This window comes from Pseudomonas sp. Sample_10, assembly GCF_004321495.1.
Classification (GTDB): Bacteria; Pseudomonadota; Gammaproteobacteria; order Pseudomonadales; family Pseudomonadaceae; genus Aquipseudomonas.
Genome location: NZ_RCOE01000007.1, coordinates 10,682 through 28,817, shown reverse-complemented (window position 1 = coordinate 28,817; position 18,136 = coordinate 10,682). Strand labels below are relative to the sequence as shown.

The following is an 18,136-nucleotide window of genomic DNA, read 5'->3' as shown; positions in this document are numbered from 1 at the left end:
CCGATGATGTTCTGCGCCATCGGCGTGGGCACCATGCCTTGGGCGGTGCGCACGAACAGCGGGTCATTGAAGGTCTCGCGCAACCGCGCCAGTGCGTTCGACACCGCCGGTTGGGTAATGCCGACGATCTGCCCGGCACGGGTCAGGTTGGCTTCGGTGTAGATCGCGTCGAAGACGATGAAAAGGTTGAGGTCGACCTTGCTCAGATTCATTACGCGGCTCTCTTATTGTGTTGGCGGACTGACCGTGAAGATCAGCCGATCATATATCGGTGATGAATGTTTATACACGCCGAGAATAGGCTAGGTAAATTATCAACGCTGTTCTAGCATCGATACATGACTTAAAACAACCTCCCCCAAGAAGGTATCTCGCTCATGGATTTCGCTTATTCGCCCAAGGTTCAGGAACTGCGTGAGCGCGTAACAGCGTTCATGGACACCTACGTCTATCCCGCCGAAGCCGTGTTCGAGCGCCAGGTCGCCGAAGGCGATCGCTGGCAGCCGACGGCGATCATGGAAGAACTCAAACTCAAGGCCAAGGCTGAAGGCCTGTGGAATCTGTTTCTGCCTGAGTCCGAGCTCGGTGCCGGCCTGACCAACCTCGAATACGCGCCATTGGCGGAGATCATGGGCCGCTCGCTGCTGGGGCCGGAGCCGTTCAACTGTTCGGCGCCGGACACCGGCAACATGGAAGTGCTGGTGCGTTATGCCAGCGAAGAGCAAAAGCAGCGTTGGCTTGAACCGTTGTTGCGAGGCGAGATCCGCTCGGCGTTCGCCATGACCGAACCGGACGTCGCGTCCTCCGATGCCACCAACATGGCAGCCCGTGCCGTGCGCGATGGTGACCAATGGGTGATCAATGGCAAGAAATGGTGGACGTCGGGTGCCTGCGATCCGCGCTGCAAGATCCTGATCTTCATGGGCCTGAGCAACCCCGATGCGCCGCGTCATGCCCAGCACTCGATGATTCTGGTGCCGATCGATACCCCCGGTGTGAAGATCGTGCGCCCGCTGCCGGTGTTCGGTTACGACGATGCGCCTCACGGTCACGCCGAAGTGCATTTCGAAAACGTGCGGGTGCCGTACGAAAACGTCTTGTTGGGCGAAGGACGCGGCTTCGAAATCGCTCAAGGTCGCCTTGGCCCGGGCCGAATTCACCACTGCATGCGTTCGATCGGCATGGCTGAACGTGCGCTGGAACTGATGTGCAAACGCTCGGTGAACCGCACCGCGTTCGGCAAGCCGCTGGCCCGTCTGGGCGGCAATATCGACAAGATCGCCGACTCGCGGATGGAAATCGACATGGCGCGTCTGCTGACCTTGAAAGCGGCGTACATGATGGACACCGTCGGCAACAAAGTGGCGAAAAGCGAGATCGCGCAGATCAAGGTCGTGGCGCCGAACGTGGCTTTGCGGGTCATCGACCGGGCGATCCAGATGCATGGCGGGGCAGGGGTTTCCAACGATTTCCCGTTGGCTTACATGTACGCCATGCAACGCACCCTGCGCCTGGCCGACGGCCCGGACGAAGTGCACCGTGCGGCGATCGGCAAATTCGAGATCGGCAAGTATGTGCCGAAAGAGATGATACGTAGCGGGCAGTAACAGACTCAGCGTTATCGTTCATCGCGGGCAAGCCCGGCTCCCACAGGTTTAGTGTGATCCTGGAGGGGCCGGGCTTGCCCGCGATGGCGTCGGTAAAACCAGCCCATCACTCTCAGGCTCAAGGCGTTCCCTGTGGGAGCGGGCTTGCCCGCGATGGCGTCAGCCCATTCAGCACATCACCATCGGATTCAATACACCCAAACCTCAACCCGCCGATTCTTGATCCGCCCTTCATCCGCATTGTTGGCCGCCACCGGCATTTCGGCGCCAAAGCCGCGAACCTCGCGCAGTACCACGCCACTCTTCACCAGCTCCCGGCGTACCGCCATGGCGCGCAGTTTCGACAACAGGTCGGCACGCGCCGGATCGTCCTTGGCATCGCCAAACCCTACGAGTGTTACCTGGCGATCAGTCTTGTCGTGCTGCTCTATATAGTCGAGTACTCGGGACAAGTCCTGCCTGGCCTTGCTGTCGAGATTGGCGCTGCCTTCGTCGAAGCGGAAATTCACCGACAGCCGTTGGGCGTGGCGGCTGAGTGCCTGATAACCCTCGGGCATCAAGGCATTCGGCGAGACGGCCATGGCTTGGACGGTCTGGGCGATAAAACCGTTGGCAGCGACAATCGCCTGGCCTTTGCTGCTTTGAGCGAACGTCACCAGCGCTTGCGCCCAAGGATTTTCTCCAGTGGGTGGCAAGTAAAAGAACAAGCGGCGCGACAACGGATAGTCTTCCGTGGCGATCAGGTTATTGAGCGGCAGCATGGCCTGGGATTGACCATCGACAATCGCCACCGCTTTGGCTGATCGCACGGAGGGCAGGCCAATGAAACCGATACCTTGTGGGTCCGCACTGACCGCATCGGACAGCTGTTCACTGGATTCAAAGCGTTTCGCCGTACTGCTGAGTTTTTTCCCACGACTGCTCAGGAGCAATTCCTTGAAGGTGTCGTAGGTGCCCGACTGATCATCGCGGGCATATAGATGAATCGTCCCGCCGCTGCCGCCGAGTTCTTCCCAGGTTTTCACTTCGCCACTGAAAATCCGCGCCAGTTGCCCGGTGTCCAGTTGATTCAACGGGTTTTGCGGATGAAGGATAATCGCCAGGCCATCGATGGCGATGACTTGCTCGGCGCCGGGACTTTTCAGGTCGCCGAAAGATTCGAGGCTCAGCCATTCACTGTCCTTGATCGGCCGCGAAGAGGCCGCAAGGTCGGCGCTGCCGTTTTTCAGTGCAGCAAAACCGGTGCTGGAACCATGGGCCGCCAGTTCGACTTCGACCCGGTGCCCTTGAATGGTTTCACCGACGATGCGCAATTCATTGGCATTGTCCGGCGTTTCGCGGTGAATCTTGAGCAAGCCCTGTTCGCGCAGCAGCCCTTCGACCAGCGCCGGCCCCAATGCCGCACCAATGGTGTTGGAACCCTGGATGCGCAACACCGGGCCATGGTCAGGAACCGGCAACGCGCCGGCCATGGCCGTGTGCGGCAAGCCGATGCACAGCATCAACAGGAACAATACGCGCAGCGTCATGCCGGCACCTTATATAGCCGAAGGAGGTGCCGGGAGATTAAGTCAGAAAGGTTTCTGAAATATGACGCTTTCCAGTGTGGGAGCGGGCTTTGCCTGGATTTCAGGGATCAGCTCAGCTCAAGCCAGATCGGCGCATGGTCCGAAGGTTTTTCCATGCCGCGCAGTTCGTAGTCGACGCCCGCGGCCTTGACCCGTGGCAACAGGCCATGGGACGCGAGGATCACGTCGATACGCAGGCCACGCTTGGGTTCGTCTTCAAAACCGCGGCTGCGGTAGTCGAACCAGCTGAAGACATCCGCCACATCCGGGTTCAGGTGACGGAAGCTATCGGTCAGGCCCCAGTTTTTCAGGCGGGCCATCCACTCGCGCTCTTCTGGCAGAAAGCTGCATTTTCCGGTTTTCAGCCAACGCTTCATGTTGTCCGGGCCAATGCCGATGTCGCAGTCTTCCGGAGAAATGTTCACGTCCCCCATGACCACCAGCGGCTGCTCATTCTTGAACTGGCTTTCCAGCAGTAGCTGCAAATCGCTGTAGAAACGTTGCTTGGCCGGAAACTTGGTCGGGTGGTCGCGGCTTTCTCCCTGCGGGAAATAGCCGTTCATGATCGTCACCGGCACGCCATTGGCATCGGCGAAGGTGCCCCAGATAAAACGCCGTTGCGCGTCTTCTTCGTCGGTGGCGAAACCTTTATGCAGGGCCAGCGGCTCCTGGCGCGAGAGCAGGGCGACACCGTAATGACCCTTTTGGCCGTGGAAATACACGTGATAGCCCAGGGCTTTGACTTCTTCAAGCGGGAACTGGTCGTCGTGGACCTTGGTTTCCTGCAGCCCGATCACATCCGGCTGATGCTTTTCGATCAGCGCCGCCAGCTGATGGGGACGGGCGCGCAGCCCGTTGATGTTGAAGGAGACAATCTTCATGGTCGGCAGTCCTGGCAAAAGGGCGATGCTAGCTGACCTGTAGGAATCGGGCCAGTGGCAGGGAAGGGGATTTACCGTGTTCTGACAGATCTGTGTCAGTAGGTCTGGCCTCATCGCGGGCAAGCCCGCTCCCACAGGTTTCGTGGCTGACGCAAATTTTGTGGGCGACAAAACCCACTGTGGGAGCGGGCTCGCCCGCGATGGGGCCGGTACAGTTCCCACAATGAACGAGTCTGGTCTATACCTGTGGGGGAACTGTGTCGTCGCCCAAAGGCTCGTACCTATAAGAGCGCAGCCATCCGAGCTGTGCCGGGGAGAACAACCGTCATGCCCGAAACCGCCACCGCCATCGCCGATATCCACATGCTCGACAGCGGCTATTCCCGCGAAGCGCGATCCCTGTTGTATCAGGCTTACCGGCACGAGCCGACCTTTGGCTACCTGTTCGAGGCCGAGCGCCCCGGTTATGAACAGCGGGTTCGTGCGACCGTACGCGAACTGGTCAAGCAACACTTTCTGCAGGATTTGCCGGCCATCGGCCTGCTGGTCAATGACCGCTTGATCGGTATCGCCCTGATCGCACCGCCCCAGCGACGGCTGGGCATCACCGAGAGTTGGGCCTGGCGCTTGCGCATGGTGCTCAGCACCGGATTCCGTTGCACCCGGCGCTACCTCGAATATCACGATGCCGTGGCAGCGTGTTCACCGTCCGATTCGGTTCACGTCTTGCCGTTGCTGGGGATTCACCCGCAATTCCAGGGAAAACACTTCGGTGAGCAATTGCTGCAAGCAGTGCACAACTGGTGCGCAGTGGATGAAAACTCCCAGGGTGTGATCCTCGATACCGGCAACCCGCGTTATCTGGAGTTCTACAAGCGTCAGGGTTATGAGGAAATTGGCGAGGTGGCCGTTGGGCCGATTCGCGAACATGTGTTTTTTCACGCCAACCCACAGGTGGTGCAGAGCGCAACCGCGTAAGGTCGAACTTTGCGCGACCTCCAGGCTCTATCACGCTCCCAAGCTCGTGATAGCATCCGCGCCTATGAAGTTTCCAGGAAGAATTACCAGTGGCGTGCTGATGCTGATCACCAGCTGCGCGGCGCTGGCGCAAAGTGAATTGGATGTGCGGATCAAACCGTCCAACGATGAACTCAAAGCCAATATAGAGGGCTATATCGGCAGCCTCGGCGATCGTGACGAAGAAGCCTTGTTGCGCTTCAGTCGCGGCGCCGAGGAGCAGGCGCGCAAGGCCGCCCAGGCTTTGGGTTATTACCAGCCGCAGATCGACAGCGACGTGAAGGGCGGCGACAAACCGCGCCTGATACTCAACATCGACCCCGGCGAGCCGGTGCATTTGCGTAATGTGACCATCCGCATCGACGGCCCGGCGGCCTCGCTGAAATCCTTTCGCGTTCCGCAAAACCATGCGCTGCAAACCGGCGCCGTGCTCAATCATGGTCAGTACGACAACGCCAAGCGACTGATCCAGAATCAGGCTTCGCGGTACGGCTTTTTCAGCGGCCATTTCACCCGTTCGAAACTGTCGGTCGACCCGCGTGCCGGCGTGGCCGATATCGAATTGATCTATGACAGCGGCCCGCGCTACTCGCTGGGCAAGGTCAAGTTTGAAGGCGACACGCCGTTCGATGAAGATCTGCTGCAACGCATGGTGCCGTTCAAGGCCGGAACGCCCTACGATTCCGAACTGATCGCCGAGCTTAACCAGGCACTGCAATCGAGCGGCTATTTCGAGGGCGTGCGGGTCGATGCGGCGCCGACAGCGTCCAGGAATGAAGTGATTCCAGTGGACGTCAAACTGGAAACCCGCAAGCCACGCACCATGGGCCTGGGCCTGGGTTATTCCACGGACGTCGGTCCGCGAGTGAAGGCCAACTGGACCCGGCACTGGGTCAACCCGCAAGGCCACAGCTACGGTTGGGAAGCAGAAATTTCGGCGCCTCGGCAAAACGTCGGCTTGTTCTACGACATTCCGCTGGACCCGCCGCTGACCGACAAACTGCGTTTCGCCGGTGGTTACCAGAGCGAAGAAATCGCCGACAAGGACAGCCTCAGCAAGTTGCTGACCGTCGGCCCGGAATGGCACAGCAAGCTGCCCAGTGGTTGGCAACGAGTGGTTTCGCTCAAGTGGCAGCGCGAGGAATACCGGCTCGGTGACGACTCCGGCCTCAGTACCCTGTTGATGCCGGGCGTCAGCTATTCGTACCTCAAAAGCGACAACCGCATCGACCCGCACAACGGCTATCGCCTGCAATTCGAAAGCAAAGTGGCCAAGGAAGGCCTGGGCTCGGACAACAACTTGCTGTACGGCACCGCACTGGTCAAAGGCCTGACCACCGTCTTCGACAAGCACCGCTTGCTCGGTCGGGTGCAAGTCGGTGGCAGCGCCACCAATGGCTATAAGTCGATACCGCCGTCGCTGCGCTTTTTCGCCGGTGGCGACCAGAGTGTGCGGGGTTACGACTACCAGAGCCTGTCCCCGGAAAACAATGAAGGCGACCGCATCGGCGGCCGTTACATGCTCGCCGCCAGCGCCGAGTACCAATATTCCGTCGCTGAAAAATGGCGGGTCGCAACCTTCGTCGATCAGGGTAACTCCTTCAATACACTCGAACTGCCAAACCTCAAGACCGGGGTCGGTATCGGCGTGCGCTGGGTGTCTCCGGTGGGGCCGATTCGCCTCGACCTGGCCCATGCGCTGGACGACGATGGCGGTATCCGATTGCACTTCTCCATGGGGCCTGAGCTGTGAAGCGTGTGTTTGTGAAGCGTGGCTTGAAAGTCACGCTGCTGGCCGTTCTGGCGCTGCTCATGTTGCTGGTTTTGACCCTGGGCACAGTGCTGGGTACGGCGACGGGCAGCCGCTGGGCGCTCGATTTTGTGCCGGGGTTGACCCTGGATAATTTCCACGGGCGCCTGGGCGGACAGTGGAGCGCCGATCGTGTGTCATGGCAGCAAGACACCACCCGGGTTGAACTGAGTAAAGTCATCTTCGCCTGGTCGCCGCTGTGCCTGACCCGCATGACCTTGTGCATCGATCAACTGCAGGCTGATCAGGTGAGCCTGCAGTTCCCGCCGGGTGAGCAAGAGCAGGGCAGCGGGCCGATCAGCCTTCCGGATCTGAAACTGCCGGTGGCGCTCGAACTGGGAGATATCCAAGTCGGCAGCCTGCTGTTCAACGGCAGTGAGCAACTCAAGGGGTTGCAGCTCGCGGCGCACTGGACCGAAAAGGGCATGCAGATCGACTCGGTGAAAGTGCAGCGTGACGATCTGAGCCTGAACCTCTCGGGGCATCTGCAGCCCGGTGGAAACTGGCCGCTCAACGCCGAAGGCCAGTTGACCCTGTCGACCCCGGCGCCCTGGACATTGGCGTTGAAGATTGATGGCGACCTGCTGAAAACCCTGAACCTGAAAGCCGACAGCAGCGGCTATCTCAACGGGCAGCTGTCCGGCGAGCTGCAACCTCTGGTGGAAAACCTGCCGGCCAAGGTGCGCATCACCGCCGATGGCTTCAAACCGAGTGCCGATCTGCCGGACACCTTGCAACTCAACCAACTGGAACTCACCGGCGCGGGTGACCTGAAAAACGGCTATGCGTTGATTGGTAGCGCGACGCTGCCCGCCGAGCAAGGCCCGGTCGCGCTGACGTTGCAGGGCAAGGTCGACGCCAACGGTGCGCAGATCGCTGCACTGGACCTGACGGCCAGCGACAAGCAAAGCCTCAAGCTCACAGGGCAACTGGACTGGAGCAAAGGCCTGAGTGCCGAGGCCAAAATCGACTGGCTGGATTTCCCCTGGCACCGCCTCTACCCGCTGATCGACGAGCCGCAAGTGGCCCTGCGCAGCTTCAACGGTGAAGTCTCCTATACCGATGGCAAATATCTCGGCAACTTCAAGGCTGCGCTCGACGGACCGGCCGGTGCGTTCAGCCTGACCAGTCCGTTCGCGGGCGACCTGACGAAAATCTATCTGCAGCAACTGCAACTCACCGCCGGGCAGGGCAAGGCCGAAGGGCACCTGAACCTGCAATTTGCCGATGGCATCGCTTGGGACACTGCGCTGGACCTGTCGGCGATCAACCCGGCGTACTGGGTCGCGGAGTTGCCGGGAACATTGGCCGGGCCGCTGCGCAGCAAAGGCGAGATGAAGGATGAAAAGCTCAGCCTCAGCGCTGACCTCGATCTGAAAGGAAAATTGCGCGGCCAACCGGCGGTGCTGCAAGCCAAGGCTGACGGCGCCGGCGAGCAATGGAACCTCAACACCCTGCAGATTCGCCTCGGCGACAACAGCATCAATGGCAAAGGCAGTCTGCAACAGAAGCTCAGTGGCCAGATCGATATCAAGCTGCTGCGCCTGGCCCAGCTGTGGCCGCAATTGCGCGGGCAGCTCAATGGCCGGGTCGATGTCGCCGGCACGCTCAAGGCGCCGCAGGGCAAGCTCGGATTACAGGGCTCGCAACTGGCTTTCGAGGACAACCGCCTGCAAAGCCTGAATCTCGATGCAACCCTAGACAGCGCCCAGCGGGCGAAAATCGACCTCAAGGGCAGCGGCATCCAGGCGGGCGATACGTCGCTGGGCACCCTGGTTGCCAGCGGTCAGGGCGATATCAGGAACCAGAAACTGAGCCTCGACTTGCAGGGGCCGAAACTGAAGCTGGCCCTCGGCCTCGACGGTGCGCTGGACAAAGGCAACTGGCGCGGACGCCTGGCCAGTGGCGATATCCAGGCCGGTGGTCAGGACTGGAAGCTGCAAGGTCCGGCGAAACTGGAGCGCCTGGCGGACGGCAAAATCAACTTCGGCGCTCATTGCTGGGCGTCCGGCCCGGCCAGCCTGTGCGGCGAAGACCAGCGTCTGATGCCTGAACCGAAGCTGCGTTATCACCTCAAGCAGTTTCCAATCGAAAGTCTCGCGCAATGGCTGCCCAAAGACTTTGCCTGGCAAGGGCGGCTTAACGCTGACGTGCAACTGGACCTGCCCGCCAGTGGCCCGAATGGCGTGATCAGCATCGATGCCAGTGGCGGCAACCTGCGTGTGCGCGAGAAAGACCAATGGCTGGACTTCCCTTACCAGACCCTCAAGCTCACCAGCAAACTCACACCCAAACGCATCGACACCGACCTCAATTTCGTCGGCGGCAAGCTCGGTGAATTGATGGTGCAGGCTCAGATCAATCCGTTGCCGAAGAACAAGCCGCTGACCGGTTCGTTCCGCTTGAGTGGCCTGGACTTGTCGGTGGCGCGTCCCTTCGTGCCGATGGTCGAGAAACTGACCGGGCGCCTCAATGGCAGCGGCACGATTTCCGGGGGGCTGCTGACACCGCTGGTCAATGGCAGCCTGTTGCTCAGCGACGGCGAGGTGTCCGGCCCCGAGTTGCCGCTGGAAATTCAAGCCTTGCGGTTGCAGGCGGTGATCGCCGGTGAAACCGTTCAGCTCGACGGCGGCTGGAAAAGTGGCAAGACCGGGCAGGGCAGTCTGAACGGCAACATCGCCTGGGGGCAGGCGCTGGAAGTGGATCTGGCGCTCAAGGGGTCGCGATTGCCGGTCAGCATCGAACCTTACGCCAAGGTCGAAGTGGCGCCGGATCTGACCATCTCGATGAAGGGGGACGAACTGGCCATCGCCGGTAAAGTGCAGGTGCCCAAGGGCGACATCACCATTCGCGAATTGCCGCCGTCGACGGTCAAGGTTTCCGATGACACGGTGATCGTCGGTCAACAGACGGAAGAGGGCAAACCGCCGCTGGCGATGAAAATGGACATCGATGTGGTGGTCGGTGAAGAAAAACTCAGTTTTTCCGGGTTCGGCCTGACCGCGAATGTTCAGGGGCACGTGCACATCGGCGACAACATGGACACCCGTGGCGAGCTATGGCTCAACGACGGCCGCTACCGCGCCTACGGCCAGCGCCTGTCGGTGCGTCGGGCGCGGCTGTTGTTTGCCGGTCCGATCGACCAGCCGTATCTGGATGTCGAAGCGATTCGCCAGACTGACGACGTGATCGCCGGCATTCGCTTGAGCGGCAGCGCTGAACAGCCGACCACACAGATTTTTTCCGAGCCGGCCATGAGCCAGGAGCAGGCGCTTTCCTATCTGGTGCTGGGGCGTCCGCTGAGTACCAACGGTGAAGACAACAACATGCTTGCCCAGGCGGCGCTTGGTCTGGGTCTGATGGGCAGTTCGGGGGTCACTGGCAGTCTGGCGAAGAATCTGGGAATCGAGGATTTCCAGCTCGATACTCAGGGCAGCGGTAACGCCACCAGCGTTGTGGCCAGCGGGAATCTTTCGGAGAAGCTCAGTTTGCGCTATGGGGTTGGGGTGTTTGAGCCGGCCAATACCATTGCCTTGCGTTACAAGCTGAGCAAGAAGGTTTATCTGGAAGCGGCGGGTGGGGTGGCGAGTTCGCTGGATATCTTTTATAAGCGGGATTTTTAGACTAGGCGGCCTAGTAGCCGACCTGGTTCTTGGTTGGTTGAGTACATATCCGTTTCTTCGGTAACGGCTGCTGGCGGTTTCGCCCTTACGGCGAGTCCCTTTTTCAAACGCCAAAAAGGAACCAAAAGGCTCGCCCCTTACGTTCGGCCCCTCGCTAGGGCTCGGGGTACCTTCGTTCCGGCATTCATCCGGGGGCATCGCCTCCGGTCTGCTTCGCGACGACCTCCTCTCGATGTGTGCGGCTGCGCCGCACGGCGCTACGCGCCCACCCCCGGATAAACGCCTCCACTCAGCCTGCCGAGGGGGCGGGTGGATCAAGATCAAAAGCGGCAGGCGAGCTAACGCTCGGCCTGTTGAGTGGTGAGAAGCAACGGTGGTTGTATGGCGTTTTGCTTTTGCTTTTGCTCTCCTGTGGGAGCTGGCTTGTCGGGTCGCCGCATCGCAGCGATGGCGGCCTGCCAGCCAACCAATTTCTGCCAGATGTCCTCTGTCCCTGTGGGAGCTGGCTTGCCAGCGATGGCGGCCTGCCAGCCAACCAATTTCTGCCAGATATCCTCTGTCCCTGTGGGAGCTGGCTTGCCAGCGATGACGGCCTGCCAGCCAACCACTTTCTATCAGATGCCCCCCATCCCATTGTAGGAGCGAGCCTGCTCGCGAAAAACGTCCAGACACCGCAATCATCCAGACAGGGCTCCTTGTTGTTGACGATCATCGCCAGCAGGGCTGGCCGGCATTGGGTTTGGGCACCTCATTGACTGGTCGAAACAGCCAAAACTCTCCACCACTTGTCAATAATTTACAAAGCAACCTAACTATTACGTTGACATTCACTGTCTAGGCAGTAACATCTCGACATACATTCACTGCCTAGGCAGCTAATCGGTGTTCAGATGAAACATTTCGCGCCAGACGACTTTCACAACTGCCATCTCGGTCTCCTGCTGGGGCGTGCCGCATTGCTCAAAGACCGGATCATTGACACGCACATGGAGCCTCACGGCATCACCGCCGCGCAGTTCAAGGTGCTGATCATCATGGCCCAGTACGGTGTCGATTCACCGGGTGAGTTGTGTCGGCACCTGTCGCTGGACAGCGGCTCGATGACTCGCATGCTCGATCGTCTGGAACAGAAAGGCTTCCTCGCGCGCCAACGCTCCGAGGCGGATCGCCGGCAAGTGCAGTTGGTGCTGACGGAACAAGGCCAGGCCTTGGCGAATCGTCTGCCGAACATCGGTGCCGAGGCCATGAACGAACTGGCGGGCGCCATCAGCCCGGAAGAACTGAAAACCCTGGAACTGATCCTGAAGAAAATTCTGCTGGCAGCCGGTGACTCAATCACCGTGCTGCGCTTGGGTGGTAACAATGAACAGTAAAACCTTGCGCACCGGCCTGAGTCTGGTGCTGTTTGCCATGAGCCTGGCCGGTTGCGCCAGCTACAGCGGGCTGCACACCGAAGGCGTCAGCCTCGAGGCAAAAAACCTCAAGGCCGGGCAATCCCTCAGCGGCGTGACGCTATCGCCCGCAGCCTGGCCGAAAAGCGATTGGTGGAAGAGCCTGGGTGATCCGCAACTCGATGGCCTGATCCGCGAAGCACTGCGCGACAGCCCCGACATGCAGATCGCCGACGCCCGCACCCATCAGGCCAGCGCCGCCGCCTACGCCGCCGATGCCGCACGCATGCCGACCCTCGATGCCAGCGCCGGTGTCAGCCGTTCGCGCCTGGCGCGGGATCAGGACCCGCTGGGGCAGGGTGGCAACTATTCCACCGTGCGTAACATCGCTGCCAGTTTTAATTACAACTTCGATCTCTGGGGTGGTCAGCGCGACGCCTGGGAAGCCGCGCTGGGCCAGGCTCGCGCCGCTGAAATCGACCAGCAGGCGGCGCAACTGACCTTGTCCGCCGATGTCGCCCGTGCCTATAGCGATCTGGGGCAGGCACACATCGTCTACGACCTGTCCGCCGAAGACCTCAAGCGCACCCGGCAAATGCTCGACCTGAGCCAGCGCCGCCTGAGCTCCGGGATCGACAGCCAGTATCAGTTCCAGCAGACCGAAAGCCTGGAAGCGACCTCCGAAGCCAATCTGATCGACGCCGAAAAACGCCTGCAATCCGCCAAGATCGCCTTGGCGGTGCTGCTGGGCAAAGGTCCTGACCGCGGCAATGAAATCGCCCGGCCGAACATTCTCAAGCCGGGTGCCGTGGCGTTGCCGTCGGTGCTGCCGGCCGAGTTGCTGGGTCGCCGCCCTGACCTGGTGGCCGCGCGCTGGCGGGTCGAGGCGGCGAGCAAAAACATCGACGCCGGCAAGACGCAGTTCTATCCGAACCTGAACCTCAGCGCTGCGGCCGGTGCCGAATCGTTGTTGGGCGATGCAATGTTCGGTTCGGCCAGCCGTTTCTTCAATGTGGCGCCGACCATTTCCGTACCGATTTTCGACGGTGGCCGGTTGCGTGCCGACCTCGACTCCCGCGACGCCGACTACGACCTGGCGGTGGCGCAGTACAACAAAAACCTGGTGAAAGCGCTGGGGGATGTCAGTGACAGCATCAACCAGTTGCGCGATGTCGGCCGGCAGATTGCCGCCCAGCAACACGCCACCGACATCGCCCAGGATTCTTACAACACCGTGGTCCAGCGTTACGGTTCCGGCATCGGTAACTACCTGGACGTGCTCAGCATCGAGCAGCAACTGCTCCAGGCCCAGCGGCAGCTGGCCAACCTGAATGCCGAGCAGATCGATCTGTCGATCCAACTGATACAGGCGCTGGGTGGCGGGTTTCAGCCTGAGGCCATTGCCTCGGCCAACACTGCTCCAGCCACGCTGACTCACTAATTCAAGGTACTTGTCATGGCCACTGCCGATACAACTCAATCCCCGCAAACCACCCCGGCCAATCCCAACGCGGGCAAGCGCAAGTTTCTGTTGCTGGTGCTTGCCATGGTCGTCGTGCTCGGCGGTGCGGGCGTCTGGGCTTACCACGAATTCTTCGGGCGCTGGAGTGAAAGCACCGATGATGCCTATGTAAATGGCAACGTGGTGGAAATCACTCCGCTGGTCACCGGCACCGTCGTGACCATCGGCGCCGATGACGGCGATCTGGTCCAGGAAGGTCAGGTGTTGGTGAATTTCGACCCCAACGACGCCGAAGTCGGGTTGCAAAGTGCCCAGGCCAATCTGGCGCGCACGGTGCGTCAGGTGCGCGGCTTGTACAGCGACGTCGACGGCATGAAAGCGCAGGTCAACGCCCAGCAAGCCGAAGTGCAGAAAGCCCAGGACAACTTCAATCGTCGGAAAAACCTCGCCGTCGGCGGGGCGATTTCCCAGGAAGAACTGTCTCACGCTCGTGACGACCTGACCTCTGCGCAAAACGCCTTGGCCAACGCGCAGCAGAAGCTCAAGACCACCAGTGCTCTGGTCGATGACACCGTGGTGTCCTCGCACCCGGACGTGATGGCCGCTGCCGCACAGTTGCGTCAGGCTTACCTGAACAATGCCCGCAGCACGTTGATCGCGCCGGTGACCGGTTACGTGGCCAAACGCACCGTGCAGCTGGGCCAGCGGGTGCAGCCGGGTGAAGCGCTGATGGCGGTTATCCCCCTGAATCAGTTGTGGATCGACGCCAATTTCAAGGAAACCCAGCTGCGTGACATGCGTATCGGTCAGCCCGTGGAAATCGAAACCGACCTCTACGGCAGTGACGTGAAATACAGCGGCACCATCGACAGCCTCGGCGCCGGTACAGGTAGCGCGTTTGCCTTGCTGCCCGCGCAGAATGCCACGGGTAACTGGATCAAGATCGTGCAACGGGTGCCGGTACGGATTCACGTCAACGCCGAAGAACTGGCCAAACACCCCTTGCGGGTCGGCCTGTCGACCGTGGTGGATGTGGACTTGCACGACCAGAGCGGCCCGGTGCTGGCGCAACAGCCCCCGCAAAAAGCTTCGTTCAGCACTGGCATTTATGACCGTCAACTGGCCGAAGCCGACGCCATGATCACGCAGCTGATCCACGACAACAGCGCCGCGGTCAGCAAGACCGCCCACCGCTGAGATCACACTCCTCAGGAGCGGGCCTTTGTGGCGAGGGAGCTTGCTCCCGCTCGGCTGCGAAGCAGTCGTAAAGCTTTTTTGGCCGCTTCGCGCCCCAGCGGGAGCAAGCTCGCCACAAAGGCCCGCTCCATAGCGTCAATCAGGTGTCAAAGGATTCGCAATGAGCAATAACGCGTCTTTCACCCCGCCCAGCCTGCTGCTGAGCACCATCGGCCTGTCGCTGGCGACCTTCATGCAAGTGCTCGACACCACCATCGCCAACGTGGCGTTGCCGACGATTTCCGGCAACCTCGGGGTGAGTGCGGAGCAGGGCACCTGGGTGATCACTTCGTTTGCGGTGAGCAACGCCATCGCCCTGCCGCTGACCGGTTGGCTGAGCCGCCGTTTTGGTGAAGTGAAGCTGTTCGTCTGGGCCACGCTGCTGTTCGTGATCGCGTCGTTTCTGTGCGGGATCTCGACGTCCATGCCGGAACTTGTAGGGTTCCGGGTCCTGCAAGGGGTGGTCGCTGGGCCGTTGTATCCGATGACCCAGACGCTGCTGATTGCGGTCTATCCCCCGGCAAAACGGGGGATGGCCCTGGCGCTTTTGGCGATGGTCACGGTGGTCGCACCGATTGCCGGGCCGATCCTCGGCGGCTGGATCACCGACAGTTACAGCTGGCCGTGGATCTTCTTCATCAACGTGCCGATCGGCCTGTTCGCCGCGTGGGTGGTGACCCAACAGATGAAGAAGCGTCCGGTGGTCACCAGCCGCCAGCCGATGGATTACGTCGGCCTGATCGCCTTGATCATTGGCGTCGGTGCCTTGCAGATTGTGTTGGATAAAGGCAACGACGCCGACTGGTTCGAATCGAGCTTCATCGTCATCGGTTCGGTGATTTCGGTGGTTGCTCTGGCATTTTTCGTGATCTGGGAAATGACCGACGAGCACCCGGTGGTCAACCTGCGGCTGTTCGCTCATCGCAACTTCCGCTATGGCACCATCGTGTTGATTCTGGGGTATGCCGGGTTCTTCGGGATCAACCTGATCCTGCCGCAATGGTTGCAGACGCGACTGGGCTACACCGCAACCTGGGCCGGTTTTGCCGTGGCGCCGCTGGGCATCTTGCCGGTGCTGCTGTCACCTTTTGTCGGCAAATACGCACCGAGATTCGATATGCGCTTGCTGGCAGGGCTGGCATTCCTGGCCATCGGCCTGAGCTGTTTCATGCGCGCCGGATTCACCAACGAAGTGGACTTCCAGCACATCGCCATGGTGCAGCTGTTCATGGGCATTGGCGTGGCGCTGTTCTTCATGCCGACCCTGACCATCCTGCTCTCGGACCTGCCACCGCAGCAGATTGCCGATGGCTCCGGGCTGGCGACGTTCTTGCGGACGCTGGGCGGCAGTTTTGCAGCATCGCTGACCACCTGGATCTGGATCCGCCGCGCCGACCAGCACCATGCGTATCTGACCGAAAGCATCACCCAGTTCGACCCGGCAACCCGCGAGACGTTGACGCAGCTGGGCGGGGCAGGGGCCAAGGCCTACACGCAGCTGGATCAGATGGTGATCAGCCAGGCGTACATCATGTCCACGGTGGATTACTTCACCCTGCTGGGCTGGATGTTCATGGGGCTGATACTCATCGTGTGGCTGGCCAAGCCGCCGTTTACCGCCAAGGCCGGGCCTGCGGCGTCTGCCGGGCATTGAGTCAAACACGAAACAGATCGTTCCCACGCTCTGCGTGGGAATGCCTCTACGGACGCTCCGCGTTCGGCTTTTGATTGGGGACGCGGAGCGTCCCGGGCTGCATTCCCACGCAGAGCGTGGGAACGATCATTGCGCTGGCGGGGTGAAATCAAACGGCGCCAATGCAAAGCCTTGCTCATCGACCTGCAACGCCCAACCCTGACGATCCCAATCCCCCAGCACAATGCGCCGTGCCGCCTGGTCGCCCAGTTGCAGCTTGTGGATGGCGGGCCGGTGGGTATGGCCGTGGATCAGCGTTTTCACGCCGTACTGCTGCATGATCCGCGGAATCTCCAGGGGCGTGACATCGACGATGTCATTGGCCTTCATTCGGGTTTGTGCGCGGCTTTCACTGCGCAGCTTGCGCGCCAGCTTATGCCGGGTGCTCAAGGGCAGATGACGCAGGATGAACAGGGTGATCGGGTTGCGCAGGTAGCGACGCAGCTTCATGTAGGCTTCGTCGCGGGTGCAGAGGCTGTCACCGTGCATCAACAGCACCGGCTCGCCGTTGAACTGCACGACGCTCGGGTCCTTCAGCAAGGTGCAGCCAGCCTGTTTGCAAAAGGCCTGGCCCAGCATGAAGTCGCGATTGCCGTGCATCAGAAAAATCGCCGTGCCGCTGTCGCTCAATTCGCGCAGGGCCTGGCAGATGGAACGCTGGAACGGCGTCATGGCATCGTCGCCAATCCACGCCTCGAAAAAGTCGCCCAGAATGTACAACGCACTCGCCGAGCGGGCGCGTCCGGCGAGCAAATCCAGAAACGCCCGGGTAATGTCCGGGCGCTCCTCTTCCAGATGCAAGTCTGAAATCAGCAATATCACTCAATGATCTCGGCTTTCTCGATGATCACGTCGTCTGCTGGTACGTCCTGGTGGCCGGCCTTGGAAGTGGTCGACACGCCTTTGATCTTGTCGACAACGTCGGTGCCGGCGGTCACTTTACCGAATACCGCGTAGCCCCAGCCCTGCACGTTCTTGCCGCTGTGGTTGAGGAAGCTGTTGTCAGCCACGTTGATGAAGAACTGCGCGGAAGCCGAATGCGGCTCCATGGTACGGGCCATGGCGACGGTGTACTTGTCGTTGGAAAGACCGTTGTCAGCTTCGTTCTGGATGCTTGGACGCTTGTCTTTCTTTTCTTTCATGCCTGGCTCGAAACCGCCGCCCTGGATCATGAAGTTACCGATGACACGGTGGAAAACGGTGTTTTCGTAGTGACCGGCTTTGACGTACTCGATGAAGTTGGCAACGGTGATCGGTGCCTTCTCAGCGTTCAGTTCCAGGACGATGTCGCCATGGTTGGTGGTCAGTTTGACTTGGGTCATGATTACTACTCTTTCAAGGAATTCGTGGATTTTGGGACTTCAGCGTCCCGTCACCGGTTCAGCCTTTTGCGGCCGAGACGCGCAGTTTAGCGTGACAGACGCGAATTTCGAGGCTGTTTTTCATTTACGGTTCATTAAATGCGACCGTTTGCAGGTGCGCTCTGTCAGGTGCTTGACGGCATCGGCTATGATAGCGGCTTTGTTTTGTCCGGCCTTCATTACGGCCACGCACTTGTACGTTCAAGGATCCTATGAGCAAGCCCACTGTCGACCCTACCTCGAATGCCAAGACCGGCCCAGCCGTGCCGGTCAACTTCCTGCGGCCGATCATCCAGGCAGACCTGGACTCGGGCAAGCACACGCAGATCGTCACCCGTTTCCCGCCTGAGCCCAACGGCTACCTGCACATCGGTCACGCCAAGTCGATCTGCGTGAACTTCGGCCTGGCCCAGGAGTTCGGCGGCGTCACGCACCTGCGTTTCGACGACACCAACCCGGCCAAGGAAGACCAGGAATACATCGACGC

Annotated in this window: 14 protein-coding genes; 9 read left to right on the top strand and 5 right to left on the bottom strand. The window is 60.4% G+C overall.

Features of this window, described 5'->3' with window-relative positions; translation table 11 throughout:
- On the bottom strand, nt 1-212 hold a 212-nt coding region (locus D8U18_RS00690; RefSeq protein ID WP_131106803.1), incomplete at its 3' end, for a LysR family transcriptional regulator.
- 165 nt (nt 213-377) lie between these two features.
- Here D8U18_RS00690 and D8U18_RS00685 point away from each other — a divergent pair.
- Complete coding sequence (locus tag D8U18_RS00685) at nt 378-1,607, top strand: acyl-CoA dehydrogenase (RefSeq protein ID WP_131106802.1); 1,230 nt, start codon at nt 378-380, stop codon at nt 1,605-1,607.
- Between the two features lie 188 nt (nt 1,608-1,795).
- Here the strand turns inward: D8U18_RS00685 and D8U18_RS00680 are convergent, their stop codons facing one another.
- Nucleotides 1,796-3,136 carry a phosphate ABC transporter substrate-binding/OmpA family protein gene (locus D8U18_RS00680; RefSeq protein ID WP_130908533.1) on the bottom strand — a complete coding sequence of 447 codons (1,341 nt, stop codon included), beginning with the start codon at nt 3,134-3,136 and terminating at the stop codon, nt 1,796-1,798.
- A 107-nt stretch (nt 3,137-3,243) separates the two neighbouring features.
- Nucleotides 3,244-4,056: an exodeoxyribonuclease III gene (xthA, locus tag D8U18_RS00675; RefSeq protein WP_131106801.1), complete on the bottom strand. Its 813-nt coding sequence runs from the start codon at nt 4,054-4,056 to the stop codon at nt 3,244-3,246.
- 327 nt (nt 4,057-4,383) lie between these two features.
- Between xthA and D8U18_RS00670 the strand changes: the two genes are divergently transcribed.
- The 7 genes from D8U18_RS00670 to D8U18_RS00635 all read left to right on the top strand — a co-directional run bounded on the left by D8U18_RS00670 (nt 4,384) and on the right by D8U18_RS00635 (nt 16,249).
- Nucleotides 4,384-5,034: a GNAT family N-acetyltransferase gene (locus D8U18_RS00670; protein WP_056854641.1), complete on the top strand. Its 651-nt coding sequence runs from the start codon at nt 4,384-4,386 to the stop codon at nt 5,032-5,034.
- Between the two features lie 64 nt (nt 5,035-5,098).
- Nucleotides 5,099-6,826, top strand: coding sequence for an autotransporter assembly complex family protein (locus D8U18_RS00665; RefSeq protein ID WP_131106800.1), 1,728 nt, complete (start codon nt 5,099-5,101; stop codon nt 6,824-6,826).
- Between the two features lie 11 nt (nt 6,827-6,837).
- Complete coding sequence (locus tag D8U18_RS00660) at nt 6,838-10,506, top strand: translocation/assembly module TamB domain-containing protein (protein ID WP_131106805.1); 3,669 nt, start codon at nt 6,838-6,840, stop codon at nt 10,504-10,506.
- 890 nt (nt 10,507-11,396) lie between these two features.
- Nucleotides 11,397-11,879, top strand: a complete 483-nt coding sequence (locus tag D8U18_RS00650; protein WP_130906277.1) for a MarR family transcriptional regulator — start codon at nt 11,397-11,399, stop codon at nt 11,877-11,879.
- Nucleotides 11,869-13,338, top strand: a complete 1,470-nt coding sequence (locus D8U18_RS00645; protein ID WP_056854637.1) for an efflux transporter outer membrane subunit — start codon at nt 11,869-11,871, stop codon at nt 13,336-13,338. The genes D8U18_RS00650 and D8U18_RS00645 overlap by 11 nt, the downstream gene beginning before the upstream one ends.
- A 15-nt stretch (nt 13,339-13,353) precedes the next feature.
- Nucleotides 13,354-14,556: an HlyD family efflux transporter periplasmic adaptor subunit gene (locus D8U18_RS00640; protein WP_131106799.1), complete on the top strand. Its 1,203-nt coding sequence runs from the start codon at nt 13,354-13,356 to the stop codon at nt 14,554-14,556.
- A gap of 160 nt (nt 14,557-14,716) precedes the next feature.
- Entirely contained in the window at nt 14,717-16,249 is a 1,533-nt protein-coding gene (locus tag D8U18_RS00635; protein ID WP_131106798.1) for a DHA2 family efflux MFS transporter permease subunit, read from the top strand.
- 126 nt (nt 16,250-16,375) lie between these two features.
- Here the strand turns inward: D8U18_RS00635 and lpxH are convergent, their stop codons facing one another.
- Nucleotides 16,376-17,110, bottom strand: coding sequence for a UDP-2,3-diacylglucosamine diphosphatase (gene lpxH, locus D8U18_RS00625; RefSeq protein WP_131106797.1), 735 nt, complete (start codon nt 17,108-17,110; stop codon nt 16,376-16,378).
- Nucleotides 17,107-17,610, bottom strand: a complete 504-nt coding sequence (locus D8U18_RS00620) for a peptidylprolyl isomerase (protein WP_008032775.1) — start codon at nt 17,608-17,610, stop codon at nt 17,107-17,109. Before D8U18_RS00620 ends, lpxH begins: the two co-directional genes overlap by 4 nt.
- Before the next feature lie 251 nt (nt 17,611-17,861).
- Here D8U18_RS00620 and D8U18_RS00615 point away from each other — a divergent pair.
- The coding region (locus D8U18_RS00615; RefSeq protein ID WP_241664267.1) for a glutamate--tRNA ligase family protein at nt 17,862-18,136 on the top strand (275 nt) is incomplete at its 3' end.

Excerpts from the sequence above, each read along its gene's own strand:
- D8U18_RS00650 (WP_130906277.1), top strand. The coding sequence starts at position 11,397 with ATGAAACATTTCGCGCCAGACGACTTTCACAACTGCCATCTCGGTCTC.
- D8U18_RS00620 (WP_008032775.1), bottom strand. The coding sequence starts at position 17,610 with ATGACCCAAGTCAAACTGACCACCAACCATGGCGACATCGTCCTGGAA.
- D8U18_RS00670 (WP_056854641.1), top strand. The coding sequence starts at position 4,384 with ATGCCCGAAACCGCCACCGCCATCGCCGATATCCACATGCTCGACAGC.
- D8U18_RS00665 (WP_131106800.1), top strand. The coding sequence starts at position 5,099 with ATGAAGTTTCCAGGAAGAATTACCAGTGGCGTGCTGATGCTGATCACC.
- D8U18_RS00640 (WP_131106799.1), top strand. The coding sequence starts at position 13,354 with ATGGCCACTGCCGATACAACTCAATCCCCGCAAACCACCCCGGCCAAT.
- xthA (WP_131106801.1), bottom strand. The coding sequence starts at position 4,056 with ATGAAGATTGTCTCCTTCAACATCAACGGGCTGCGCGCCCGTCCCCAT.
- D8U18_RS00645 (WP_056854637.1), top strand. The coding sequence starts at position 11,869 with ATGAACAGTAAAACCTTGCGCACCGGCCTGAGTCTGGTGCTGTTTGCC.
- D8U18_RS00680 (WP_130908533.1), bottom strand. The coding sequence starts at position 3,136 with ATGACGCTGCGCGTATTGTTCCTGTTGATGCTGTGCATCGGCTTGCCG.
- D8U18_RS00635 (WP_131106798.1), top strand. The coding sequence starts at position 14,717 with ATGAGCAATAACGCGTCTTTCACCCCGCCCAGCCTGCTGCTGAGCACC.
- D8U18_RS00685 (WP_131106802.1), top strand. The coding sequence starts at position 378 with ATGGATTTCGCTTATTCGCCCAAGGTTCAGGAACTGCGTGAGCGCGTA.